Here is a 13,799-nt window from a genome sequence, read left to right as displayed (position 1 = left end):
GATCTCTATAGCGCCAACCTGCTATCAGCTCCAGATAGAAATGGACATTAATGATATTCATTTAAGCTTGTACCTACTCAATTTAAATATGTAACAAGCCTTTTTAAAATTTTGTTTTAGGAAAATGACTACACTAGAGAAGTCGAGGTTTTATCAATGAGAATGTCTTCGTATATTCCAGCAATCCCATGCATTTTAGCAATTAGTATCAGCGCTGCGGCACAGGCTAGTAATATATATATTGTAAATCAAACAGGCAATAACAACATGGCTATGGGAGACCAAAGCGATCCCACCGTTACCAATAATTTGATTGTACAAACCCAGAATGGGGATAATAATACAGCAGAGGCGGAACAGATCATTAATAGCAGTGACGGCGTGATTATTCAGACCCAGATTGGAGATGGAAACTTAGCCAACGCGAGCCAGGAGGATAGTACAGGCACAACGCTGACAACCTTACAGGTAGGTAATACTAACGAAGTTACATCCAGTATGCTTGGTGACTCCAATAACACCAACTTTGTCTCCCAAACCGGTGAAATCAATTTTGCTGAAACCGTAAACTTTAACTCCAGCTTAAACAGTACAAATATTGTTCAGGTTGGTACTGACAACCAATCAGCAGCTTCTCATTTCAATAATTCAAATAACAACTCCATATTTATTAGCCAGGATGGATCTGAAAATATTGGTTCTGCATCTGCAAGCCTTAATACAGACAACACCACCTCCGTAGTTTTACAAACTGGATCACTTAACAACGGTGGAATTTCACAGTTCGACAATTCTGACTTTATGACAAGCACTGTTATTCAAAATGGCACTGATAACTTGGGGGGGAGCAGTAATTCAAACAGTAGTTTTGGTAGTACTTTTACTAATCAGGTCGGGAACTCAAACCTTGGGGGCTCAAGCCAACTTGACAGTACACAAAGCCACTCGTTTTCCCAGCAAATAGGGAATGATAATTTAGTAGGTGGTGTGCAGGCACTTTCAAGTTCCAATGTAATCGGCTCTGCAACCCAAATCGGCGATCAAAATATCATTGGAGGTATGGGCCATTTTTCCAGTAGCAACGGTATTGTAGAAGTCACTCAGATAGGCATTGCCAATGATGCAATTGCTTTCCAAATTATGAGTGATTCATCAATATTAATCCTTTCACAAAATGGCGAACAAAATATGGCCTTGACTAGCCAAACTGGATCATCAAATAGCCTTCTAAGTACGCAAACAGGTACACAAAATGTCCTCTCTATTTTTCAGGATGGTGATTTGATTTCTGCTGATACAGACCAAAATGGTACGCTCAACGAAATCGATCTTAACCAGACAGGTATGAGTAGCTGGGCCACACTCTCACAAAGTGGAAATAATAATTTTCTACAGGCCATGCAGGCGAACCCATCTGCCTCAACTACCGTGACACAGTTTGGAGACAACAATAGCGGAAACATAATGCAATAATATGCCTGGCTTCAAGCTCACTTTAATTTCATAGAAAAATATTTAGTGATCATAAATTGGGGATTCACTGAACTGATACAATTATTGAATATCTATTATTCTGTTTTGTTATCATATCTATCGTCTCAGTGCATCCCCAAAACTACTATTTCTTATAGAACCAACCATCAGCACATTGAATATCGTGGTAATACCACAAAAAGAGGCAATTTAAAATTACACCCACACTTACTCACACTCTTCGGTTTGTTTGCGCCCCCAAATTACCGAAACACTACAGCATCGCTGCACTCACATAGTACTCTCCAAAAAAGTCCCCTCTTGAAAATTTCAAATACCTGGCTACATATACGCCATCAGACATCCATCGTATTTTAAGTGGTGAACTTAGGAATATATATTTAACATTTAGATCATGCTTACTAACCGCATACCTGCTATTCAACTCAACATCCTATTAATGCCTAACTTTTAAAATACTCATCTAATCTTCCACATCAAAATCTCATACATGGAAACATATCAACATTTAGATGCAAATATTATTTAATTCATACAATAACATTTAAAGTGAAAAATACACGCCTGAGAGCCCTTTACAAGATACTCACCTTAGAGATATTTTTATTTTAATTAAACCTCTACCACATTTCACTATAATAGATATAAATATATTTATATTATGCTATATAAAGGAAGCTCATATATTTCATATACGAGCCCCTAATAGATTGCTGATTGATAAGTTTTATAAAAAAATTAAGTAAATCGATCTATAAAATTCCACAAAACGTTACCACCAAATTTAACAGCCCATGGAAAAGAAATTGTCTATTAAGAATTGTCAATCCAGGCAATCTGGATCTTTAGTGAGATATTCATTGTTTACCCAAATATTAGTACCACTGCAATCAGGGTCAACTGTATCCCTCAGATCAAAAGGATCATTACCAAGAGAAGAGTTCGCAGAAATAATATTGAAGTTGGAATTAGTAAAAATAAGAACTATACCACCATCTTGGCTATCACCGTTGCCATTATCGGTAGTTGTGTTCTGTGATATCACATTATTTGACGATCCTTCTATCAGAATACCAGCCCCTCCATTTCCACTTGAAGTGTTGTTAAAAACTCGTGAAAAACTATCATCCACCTGGATTCCGTCGGCAACACTACCTGTTACGGTACAGCCAGAAAAAGTATTGTAGTCATCATCCATATCGACTCCGACTCTACCACTATCAGTAATAACGCAGTCATTTATAGTATTGTAAATACTATCTATATCTATCCCATCATTAACACTATTAACAACTTCGGTACCAAGTACTTTGTGATACCCCTCTCCCTCTAAGAAAATTCCATCAAAACAGCCATCTATAACGCCCCCAGTGAGGGTGGCGCCATTGCCTTCGATTCGAATTCCTGCACCACCTAGGTCTCCTCCTGTAGTACAGGTCAGGGAATAGTCGCCCATATTTAAGCTGCCACTTGGGCCGACAATAGTAAGTGCATCAGGTTCATCGGTAGTTAGATCACAAGATAAGTCCTCAGTGAGCACTTCTGCAGTTGTAATTACATCGCCACAAGCCACTTCAGCCAAGGCAATTGATGAATATGAAGACGCCGAAAAAGCCATTATCGCTAATAGTGCCACCTTATCTACAGACTGCTTAATTTTCACATCCAACTCCTATCAGTTCAGAATAAAGAATACATCTCAGCACAGAGATACTGAGTCCCCTAAGTTTGGATGCAATAATAGCTTCCACCATAAGAAAAATTGCCTAAAATAATTGACGTTCGAACGAATAAAAAACTACGTCATTCTTTTGAAGAAGCTAGCGCAGCCATATCGATAGCAACGATTAAAAATAGAATCTTAAGCTGGCGCAATTACTTTTAATGATTACTAGCATTTAATCCAGAACACCATACTCTGATCCAATTTTGGAAAGTACGATTTTATTCGCCAGCTAGTGCATGCAGCTTATTATGAAAAACTTAGGTTATTTATATAAAATTTACTCATGATAGAAGTACTAACTTCGGGAAACTGTTACTTAATGTTCGGTCATAGAAAGGAATTATCATGTACACCAAGGCTGGTATTTACGTCGCTCTATCTTCATTTATTGCCACAAATTCTTTGACTGAAGCAAATAGTACATCACTGTATCAGTAGGGTAGCGCTAACAGTGCCACTACTGACCAAAGCGATATTACTAGTATTGGCTACCAGATTGGCGATAGCAACCAGGGAAGTTCACTACAAGACTCCATTACTAACAGCCATTTTAACTATATCCAGTTAGACCATCAAAATAACGCCCAAGGTGTTCAAACCTACTCTAAAAATGCTTCTATTTCTATCTATCAAAAAAACACAGAAAATTCTGCCACTAGTTCACAAGATAATATTATTAATGGAGAAATGCAATTTCATCAGATAGGACTTAGTAACAAACCAACAATACTAGATTCAAACAATGGCTCTAATAATAGTACACTTTCCGCTCAAATCGGTGATACCAATCAAAACTAGGTATTTATTAGCACGACAAACTCGGCAATAGACTATATCAAGAAAGTTGGTGCGGACAACCAGGTTTTTCTAATTCACAGTGTTAGTGGTAATGACAAAGTAGAGATTATACAAGCTGGGGCCAGGCACACTATCGATATTAGTCTTATCTCTACAGCTAATAATGAGGTCATTATTAATCAACTCGGCGGTAGTAATATTAAAACAGTGAATTTGGGCGGCACAAGTAGCGAACTGCAACTACTGCAGGAGGGATATATTAATAGTTTAAACGTCACTTAGAGAGGAGAAGAGACTCACCTCTACACTCACCAAATAGGTAGCGATCATAGGCTCAGTCTAACCCAGAGTGGGAGACAAAATACTGTCGAACTCTCCCCAATTGGTAGCAATAACTTTATACAAATGATGCAAACTGGGGGTTAATAGCAGTGCTGACATACTACGAATAGGTGGTGACAACAGCGCAAACTACCAGCAGCAATAACCTAGCCCTTTCAAGGTTGTCTCGAAAGCTGTGCTGATCGGTGAGCTGATGTGATCATCAGGGCGCAACCTCCCTATATTCTTGTCAATCTATAAAATATAGATCAGACCAGTACGTAGTCAGTCAAAACACAAACTCGACTTTATTCCTAACTATGCCAAACTAAATTCTCATAGCTACATACCAATTCATCGACAAAAATTAAAGTAGCCTTTGATTGATCTGACGCTATAAATCAAATGGCTAACAACCCAACCTATGGCTTTAAACCATATCATCGTGTAGTAGAGTGATATTTTTTATGTACTAGCCTCCACTTAAGATTCCCAATCATTATTGACCGCACATAATTTTTCGTAGAAACACGAAAAACACTCTGCCTTTATATGGATGTTAAAGGCAGAGTATATGCTTACCACCCAAAGTCCAAATTGGTAAAGGAGTTATCCAATGAAGACCTATTCCCTTATAGCCACGGCCTTATCCTTTATGATCAGTGGGATTTCCTATGCGGAAAATACTGTCATCCAGAACCAGATGGGTACAGATAATAACGCGACGGCTGATCAAAGTGATCCGACCGTATTTGATAACCTTATTGTGCAAACACAAATTGGTGATAACAACGACGCTGATGCCAGTCAAACTAATGGCAATGTCAGCGGCGCCATTTATCAAACACAGCAGGGGGATAATAATAGTGTCACCTCGACACAAGATGCCACAACCAGCACTACGGCATCAGCACTCCAGGTCGGGGATAACAATATCGTTTTAACCAGTCAGGAAACCGCTTCAAACGGTAGCAGTGAAATCCTCCAGAATGGTGACACTAACTTTGCCAGCTCTGAACAAACCTCCTCAGATTCTGATTCTATTTCAATCAGCCAGTATGGCGATCAAAACCTGGCTACTAGTACTCAGGACACGAGTTCCAGCAATATTGTAGTCATTACCCAATCCGGTGACTTAAATATTTCAACTACATTGCAAAACACAGCAAGCTCTGGTAACAGCGCTACCACAATTCAATTCGGGCAACAAAATGCTGCTGGGATATCTCACCTTAACTCCTTTACCAATTCAGACTTGATAAGTCAGGTTGGTGATTTCAACAATGCCTCAATTAACAGAAACACCTCAAGTTCCGATAGTGCTATCGTAGTACAGTCCGGAGACTCCAATTTTGCCAGTGCTACTAGTTTTGATACTGCAGACAATACATTATCCATCTACCAATATGGGGATAATCAATCAGCGGTTGCCACACAAAGTAGTGCTTTTGAAAGTAACATTTATATTAGCCAAAGTGATGACAATAATATGGCTTTGGCAACACAATCAGGAGCCAGTGACAACATTGAAATTTATCAGTCAGGCTCATCCAATATGGCTACAGCCTTACAGGCGTCGACTGACAATAGCTCCAATATTATTTCCCAGGACGGTACACAAAACGATGCTACTGTCACACAAAGCGGTTCATCGGATACATCCTCTGTTGAACAAATTGGAAATATGAATATGGTTTCAGCTAGCCAATCAGCATTCAGTGGCTCACTGGATATCACCCAGGAAGGTGATGAGAACGAAATTACCTCAACACAGGATGGAGATATGGAGACAGCAACCATGCTGCAGGCAGGTAACTTGAATTTGATTGAGTTGGCCCAGAGCGGCATGCAAAACACTGCAACATTATCTCAAGACGGTAGCAGTAACTACATATCGGTTACGCAAACTGGCTTTAATGATGCTATCAGTGTTACCCAACTTGGAGACGGCAATAGCGCTACATTTATACAGTAGACTGATAGAGACTTTCGTTAAGGTGCCCTTTGGGCATCTTAACCTACTCAATATGCAAAAGTTAATGAGCACATCGCCTAAACATCACCATATGCTGTCATAGAGATTTTGTAGTCAAGGAGTATCTTATGAAAATCTCTTCCTTCCTTACCGATTCCCTGGCGCTGACCATCAGCAGTGCTGCTATCGCCGAGAATAATTTTGTTACTTCACAGCAAGGTAGGGCCTTTCTGAGCACCGCTGTAACACAAATGGCAGTACCATGAGGCAGACAATACCCATACGGATCTGAGAAATTTGATGATATTAATCCAGATTGGCTGCTGTCATTCTGAAGAAATTTCACAAAGTGTATGTAAACCAAACTTCATTTACGTTACAAATTGGTAATGCCAACTTTGCCAGTGTGCAGCAATAGTTATATCCAAAACTCACAGGATTAGGCTCTGTATGCAGTATCGTTCATCGGCAGAGCCTCAAGTGGATATCAGTGGTCAATTCGATTTACAAGGAGGAAGCAGTAACTGAACGGACAATGATTTAGGGATTTTTAGTTTAAAGGAGTAACTTATGAAAATCTCACCACTTATCTTTAGCTCACTTGCGTTGGCAATCAGCAGTGTGGTTTTTGCCGAAAACAATTTTGTAATCCAAAACCAAACTGGCATAGGCAATACCGCGACAGCCAATAATGCAGACTCTGATGTTAACAACAGCTTAATAGTACAAACTCAAATTGGAGTCAACAACAGCGAGGATGCTCTCCAAATTGATGGAACCAGTGAAAGCACCATCGTGCAAAGCCAGATCGGTGTCGCCAATGACAGTGAGACTGCCCAGGAAAATACCAGTAATGGGCATATCAACACTTCTCAGACAGGGGATAGTAACAGCGCTAATGCTGGCCAGGGAAGCTCATCAGACGGATCGATTATCGTCAATCAAATCGGCGTATCGAATACCGCTACCTCCCAACAGGTTGTGACCTCTTCAATCTCATCACTCACCACTCAAGTGGGAGAACAAAACTCTGCGGAAATTTACCAGGAGAATATAAGTTCTGCTAGTGGCACACTTCAACAATTTGGAGTATCAAATACGGGGAATATTCTGCAACTGCTAAGGTCTGGTAGCACTGGAACTCTGCTTCAGGTCGGATCATTAAATACAGGCCGTATTGATCAAATTGACAGCGACACCGCTCAAGGGTCTATTACCCAAATTGGAGGTAATAACTATGCGAAGATTTCTCAGCTGGATGCCACTTCTGATAGTGCAGAAGTATTACAAAATGGCACTCAGAACTCCGCTGAAACTACCCAGACTATTAGTAACTCTAATAGTGTATTTATTGCCCAGCTAGGAACCTTAAATACAGCGACTACTAACCAGAATCTATCTGAAGATGGCTCCCTAATCATTACCCAAGGCGGTTCAGGAAATAGTGTTGAGGCCGACCAAAATACACTGATTAGTAGTGGTGAGATTGCTCAGCTCGGAAGCCAAAATGCAGTGGATACTGATCAGTTAGGGCTTGATGTACACTTGCTGGTTGCACAGATCGGAACAGCTAATACCGTCAGCCTACAGCAGGATGGCACTATTCTCAGTGCAGATGTTGCCCAAATTGGCAATTCCAATGAAGCAGTGATCTCACAAAGTGGCCTGAATAATTCCCTCACACTCCTACAAATTGGCGAAGGGCATTACAAGGAGATATCACAATCTGGTGAAGGTCATTCCTCTTTCACGATCCAAATCGGCAGCGCCAACTTTGCCCAGGTCACACAGTAGGAGTAAACCGGCACCCCTATTTTTAAGTAGCTCTTAAATATGTTGTAACACCATGCCGCCAATATCCTTTGTGATATCCGGCGGCATTATAGTTTATTAGCCCTATCGTATATTTCCGCCTTATACACAAGGCGCAAGCACAATACCACAGAATAAAAAGAGTAATCTGTACGTATAAAAACAGCCGATCCAGGAAGTTCTTAGCCGCTAATTATTCCTCCCTGTTTGGCTGGAATCTATGCAAACATCAATAACATGCACCCATTTCCCACGCCTGATCTCCGTCACCTATTACCTCACCCCCCAATCAATCATATCTATATTTTTCTCAGAAGATCCGCTCAAAGGATCTCTTTTAAGCGCCACCTTAAAGCAACTGACAGAGAAAAACCCCATGCAGGCAGGAAAATATTTCCCGTTAATTTTTGCATCCGTGCTTTTACCAGCCCTATCTTTTGCTGACGTTCAGTGCGGCGATACCATTACCACCGTTGAAATAATGACAGAAGACATATTATTCTGTACTGCTACACCGCCAATCACCATATCCGGTCCTAGCGGCAACCTGGATATGAACGGGTTTACCGTGCACTGTGCCGAACTTCCCGTGCTAAATACTGGCATTATTTTGTCTGGTCAGGGGGCTTTTCTCTCAAACGGGACTATTGAAAATTGTTATACCGGCGTCAGCGCAGAGGACTCGGGATTTCATGGAATTTACAATGTCCTAGTACAAACTAACGAAATAGGTATTTCCCTAACCAGCAATCACAATTTTGTTAGCGGCTCAACAATTTTGTCAAATACCGAAATGGGTATCTCTTCCGATGGGGATTTTAACAGCATACTTTCAAATGAAATCCTGGGTAACGAGAAGGACTCCATCGTTATCCAAGGGGATAATGTACTCGTTTCACAAAATACCATAGAGCCTGAAGCTGCAGGTCTTATAACAGGGTTGAATGGTATTGTTATCGGCAGCTCGTCCGGAGGGATTATTACCCAAAATACCGTTTTAGATATTGAATTTAGCGGCATATTGATGCAGGAATTTGCGCAAACCAATTACCTTATTACTGGCAACAGAGTTGATGGGGGCACCGTCAGTCTCGGCTTCGACCTTAATGACGCAAATGCCGATGCCTGTACGTCTTCCAATATATGGATCTCCAACACTTTTACAACGGCTAACCCCAGCTGCCTGGATTAAATTTTTGTCTAGCAGGAAGGTACATGTCTGTAGATAGATTCAGAGAAAGATAACACCGAAGGAAGGGCAATAAAAAAGTGACCTGGCTGCGGGGGAGAGCCAGGTCACTGAAAGGGTTTGGGTGGGGGCTATTCAGCCCCCTGGTTTTTAATCTTGGTAATCGATGGTCATATCAAAGTTGCCCTCAACACACTTGGCATAGTCGCCCTCATTCAGTGCTGAGTAGGCAGTCTGGTAATTCACCAACTGACATGCGTAGCTCTCATTATTTGGGGTATCCGCAGACCACCCCCAATCTTTATCCCAGTAAATATCCAGGGATGCTGCACCACCAGTCTGGAACTGCCCCATATTGGCACAACCGAGTTCTTCATCTGCCGGAATTTCTACACCGAAGTATTCCGCCGTACTCTGGTAGTACTCGATACGATACTGTGAGCGGTAGTCTTCAGTACCAGAACTGCATTCTATCGCCCCATTAATAATATTGGTGGTAACGCCGAATCCAGAAGTCAGGTTATTGGCCAGATCCACACTGTTCGGTTCCCAGGTGCCATCGATTACATGCAATATGCTTGGCTTGGGTGGCTGTGGATAGACGAAGAAGAAGATGGAGCTTGCCAGGTTCAACCAGGTATCCGCTACCAACTCCGGTGCTTCCAGCAGGGTGTAAATATCACCGTACATCGCCTGGGAGAAGGGTCCGTAGTTATAGTTCCAGCTCAGCTGTTTAGCGCCGCGGCCGAAGTAACTCTTGTAACCACCATCACTATTGATCGCACAGGGCCATGCTTCAGCTGCCCAGCTGCTGCTGGCATCACAGGCGCCGTAGCCACCGGAAGTATCTTCTGTCCAGCCAATTTCCCGCAACCAGTACAGGCCCTGGCGCCATTCCGGCACTTCCCAGCCTGTTGCGTGGGCACCGGTTTCCTGGGCGTAGTGTGCAAACATGACAGCCATCGACTTGCGACAGATCGCCTCGGCATCGCGGCCATCGGTATAGTCACCACAGAAAGCTGGGAACTTGGCTACGGCTCGGAGGAAATTGGTGTAGGTGTACTCTTCCGCTCTGAGGGCGAAAAGGTAATCCCAGTCTTCTTCAGACAGGATACTCTCAACGCGGAGGACATTTTCAGGGTTTGCACTGCGGCCAGGTTGTACTGCCTCAACCACGGCGTTGTCCCGGGTTTCGACTGTATCCTTTACTTCCTGAAGCAGGGAATCGCTACTGGTAATAGACTCTTCCGCAGCTTCCAGTTCGCTGATGCCCATCACATAGCCATCGGCTGCGGCACAGCCATCCTGGCTAATGGAGACCTCGTCCACATCACTGGCTTGAGTGGAGTCAGAGGCCGTCAGCTGGAAGGTGTAGGTTACATCGCTATATACCTCAGACAGGGTCACTGAGGTAGCGCTGCCGGTATAGTTGGTCATCTTTACAACAGGGCCACTGGTTTGGCTCCAAATGTAAGAGATATCGCTGCCGCCGGTACTGCCTGAGCCATCCAGATTAACCGTTCCACTACAGCCTACATTGATACTTGAGGCCGAGATATTTGCGGTTACTGAGCTTTCAGAACCATCGGTATTATCATCATCGTCGTCTTCATCGGTATCGTCCACCGCGAGGTTTTGCACGGTTATCTGTGCTTCTTCAGTAGTGTCACCATCACTGACGATTAGGCTAAAGACATAGCTCACATCAAAAGTGCTTGATGGTAGGGTAACAGTGGTGGATGCGCTGGTCGCAGAAGCAATATCTGCTTCAGGAGAGGCCGGGGATAATTGGGCCCAGCTGTAAGATAAATTGCCGTCCCCACCGGAGGCACTGGCATCAAGTGTTACAGTGCCACCACCGGTAATTTGTGACTGCGACACTGAAGCACTGATCGTAATGGGAGTGCTGTCAGAATTATTATTGTCATCGTCACTGTTGTCGTTATCGTCGTTGCCACTGCCGCCATCATTGCCACCGGTGCCGGTGTCATCATCGGAGCCGCCATCACTGGAGCAACCATCCGCTTCCTTAAGAAGCCAAGGGGAACCCCAGGTATTTTCAGCCGTTAATGCATCGGTGGGGTGGTCGTCACCATTAGCCCACCACTGGGCAACAAATAGGTCTCCGTCGTAACAAACTTCTTCGCCTTTGCGATAGTTTTGACCGGAAATATAAGTATCGGAGTCATCAGAGCCACCAGTGCCACCTCCGCTGCCGGAATCTGTATCATCATTGTTACCTGAATCCGTGTCTCCGTTATTTCCGGTATCAGTATCATCATCAGAATCGGTGTTATCACCATCACCGGAATTGGAGTCATCGCCACCACTGGTATCGCACGCACCTGACTCTTCCAAAATCCAGGGGGAGTCCCAGCGGTTTTCTGCTGTCAGGGCATCCGAGGGAATTTGAGAAGCTGTTGCCCACCATTGAGCTTTATATAAGTTTTCCCCGTAGCAAACCTGGCTGCCACCGGAATAACTCTGGCCCGCAACGTAGTCGTCGGCAGGTTGTGCCGCACTCAAACCTTGAGCGCCCAGCATCAGCGCCGATGCTATGGCTGTGCGAATAAAAATATGGCTCATAGAATCTCCAATTGTCGTTTTTAGGGTTCTATTTAAAGTTTTACGCGATGAGGCAAATACCAAACTGCCAGGTATTATTTGCAAAAATAGAGATCGAGAGCTTGTGTGAATAACGTATAACGGAAGGCATTAATAAATAGAGCAGACATTCTTGGCATAAATATTTATACACTGCCAGGATGCTCTAAATTGAAAGGAGCCCACTTCCCTTCCCCGTCTTTATTTACTCAACTGGGTGCAACTGCCCCTGCACCTTTAATAATTATCACAAACACTTACTTTATTTCTGTACGCTGTTCAAATAGCCCCATACGTACTCAGCAGTTTCGATAAATAGCAAACGGAATGGTTCCAGATTTAAACAGAATATTTCGTGACCACATCGACACAGGTCACGTGCGCCAGTGAGCAAATGTCTAATTTCAAGATCAAAGTCACGTAAAAAGCGGAAATTATAGGTTTTTAAATCTACATAAAACCATAAAAGAGAAAAGTTTTACCAATAACAATACAGGATCAAAATGTAAGGCTAATTACCTAGCCAACAGACACCGATAGACAAGTTCATGGCGCTTTACATCGTCTAAGTGAGAAAAAGTTCCCAATCTAACCAGGAACTACCACTGATAAATGCAGTTTTTCACAATTCCTATATCTTTCGTCAGTGACTTTTCTCTCAAAATAAAAGTACTTCTGGCCCATAGTATTTCCCTCACTCCATGGCGACACTTTAGATCGGCAATATCAGCAGTAATAAGCCGTAACTGACAGTCACTTATCCTTTGGCTAGCACCCCGTGCCCCAAGCAGGAAAGAACTCAAATTAGTTCAACAAAGGGAGATCTTTGTGAAGCCTTACGCTATCCTTTTTTCATCCACAATTCTGTTGTTAGGTACTCTTAGCCACGCGGACACAAGTACTGCCACTGTAGAGCAATACGGCGATAGCAATCTGGCAACAGCCGAGCAAGCCGACTCAACCATTGAAAATAACTTAATAGAACAAAGGCAAACGGGTAGCTCCAACTCTGCCGAAGCGATGCAATCTGTGAATTCATCCTTGGGCTACATACTTCAAATGCAAACTGGAGACAGTAACAGCGCCATCGCCAGCCAAGAAGAAAGCACTTCAACCACGGTGCAAATTGTGCAATTGGGTGATAATCAGACCGCACTCAGTACCCAGATACTTACCACTACGACTAATGGGGAAATCTATCAGGAGGGGCTATTGAATAACGGTAGACTCTTCCAAAGTGACTCCATTGGCAATACAGGCTACTTGTTCCAATCTGGACAAAGTAATATGGGGTTTGTTCGCGCCACAAGTGGTGACTTCCACTCAGGCTCACTTCTCCAAACAGGAACCTTGAATGATGGTGCCCTAATTCAACTACGCGGTACCTTCTATACCTCTACCGTGACACAAAACGGAATAGGAAATGAGGCGACCAGCTTGCAGAACTTTGGCGAGTCCCTTATTAGTGAGCTCACCCAATTAGGTGATGGTAACAATGCCATTCTCTGGCAAATATTCAATGAAAACAGCTACGCCCAAACAAGTCAGATCGGATCAGACAATATCTCTTCCTCTCGACAAGAAGGTGAACTCATGAGCATCACCACCACACAGGAAGGTATGTTTAATGAGGCTGTTGCATTTCAGGAGGGTACTTCGAGTTTCGCCTTATCTCAACAAAATGGGCTGGATAATTTTATTGATATTTCACAGAGTGAAGTCAATGGAAATATCTCAGCCAGTCAAGTGGGCAATGGTAATATCGGGATGATATCCCAATAATAGAGATTAAGATTTTTAATCGAGAGTTTTGATTGTACTGGGCTTAGGAAACGTCCAATCGATAATTGCCCGTTAGCAACTGGCCAGCGGGCAATTGT

9 protein-coding genes are annotated in these 13,799 nt (G+C 42.9%); 7 read left to right on the top strand and 2 right to left on the bottom strand.

The window, feature by feature from the left end:
- The first annotated feature begins 156 nt into the window (after window positions 1-156).
- Window positions 157-1,473, top strand: a complete 1,317-nt coding sequence (locus tag ACJJIZ_RS06660) for an autotransporter outer membrane beta-barrel domain-containing protein (protein WP_444915621.1) — start codon at window positions 157-159, stop codon at window positions 1,471-1,473.
- Window positions 1,474-2,317: 844 nt separating this feature from the next.
- Here ACJJIZ_RS06660 and ACJJIZ_RS06655 read toward each other — a convergent pair.
- Entirely contained in the window at window positions 2,318-3,157 is an 840-nt protein-coding gene (locus ACJJIZ_RS06655) for a right-handed parallel beta-helix repeat-containing protein (RefSeq protein ID WP_282931394.1), read from the bottom strand.
- A 1,176-nt stretch (window positions 3,158-4,333) separates the two neighbouring features.
- Here ACJJIZ_RS06655 and ACJJIZ_RS06650 point away from each other — a divergent pair.
- The 5 genes from ACJJIZ_RS06650 (at window position 4,334) to ACJJIZ_RS06630 (ending at window position 9,318) form a co-directional block, all read left to right on the top strand.
- Window positions 4,334-4,444, top strand: coding sequence for a hypothetical protein (locus ACJJIZ_RS06650; protein ID WP_353057086.1), 111 nt, complete (start codon window positions 4,334-4,336; stop codon window positions 4,442-4,444).
- 511 nt (window positions 4,445-4,955) lie between these two features.
- Window positions 4,956-6,314, top strand: coding sequence for a hypothetical protein (locus ACJJIZ_RS06645; RefSeq protein WP_282931393.1), 1,359 nt, complete (start codon window positions 4,956-4,958; stop codon window positions 6,312-6,314).
- Between the two features lie 128 nt (window positions 6,315-6,442).
- A complete protein-coding gene (locus tag ACJJIZ_RS06640) occupies window positions 6,443-6,580 on the top strand; it encodes a hypothetical protein (RefSeq protein ID WP_444915620.1) in 138 nt (45 codons plus the stop codon).
- Window positions 6,581-6,884: 304 nt separating this feature from the next.
- Entirely contained in the window at window positions 6,885-8,108 is a 1,224-nt protein-coding gene (locus ACJJIZ_RS06635; protein WP_444915619.1) for a hypothetical protein, read from the top strand.
- Between the two features lie 238 nt (window positions 8,109-8,346).
- The gene (locus tag ACJJIZ_RS06630; protein ID WP_444915618.1) at window positions 8,347-9,318 is read left to right on the top strand and encodes a NosD domain-containing protein; all 972 of its coding nucleotides are present in this window, start codon (window positions 8,347-8,349) and stop codon (window positions 9,316-9,318) included.
- A 147-nt stretch (window positions 9,319-9,465) separates the two neighbouring features.
- Here ACJJIZ_RS06630 and ACJJIZ_RS06625 read toward each other — a convergent pair whose 3' ends face one another.
- Window positions 9,466-11,901 carry a glycoside hydrolase family 19 protein gene (locus tag ACJJIZ_RS06625; RefSeq protein WP_444915617.1) on the bottom strand — a complete coding sequence of 812 codons (2,436 nt, stop codon included), beginning with the start codon at window positions 11,899-11,901 and terminating at the stop codon, window positions 9,466-9,468.
- Between the two features lie 846 nt (window positions 11,902-12,747).
- Here ACJJIZ_RS06625 and ACJJIZ_RS06620 point away from each other — a divergent pair.
- Window positions 12,748-13,701, top strand: a complete 954-nt coding sequence (locus ACJJIZ_RS06620; protein WP_444915616.1) for a hypothetical protein — start codon at window positions 12,748-12,750, stop codon at window positions 13,699-13,701.
- The last annotated feature ends 98 nt before the right edge of the window (window positions 13,702-13,799 follow it).

It is taken from the genome of Microbulbifer maximicatervae (SeqCode) (assembly GCF_052467225.1).
The sequence above is the reverse complement of the archived record's forward strand: the minus strand, read 5'-3'. Positions and strand labels throughout refer to the sequence as shown.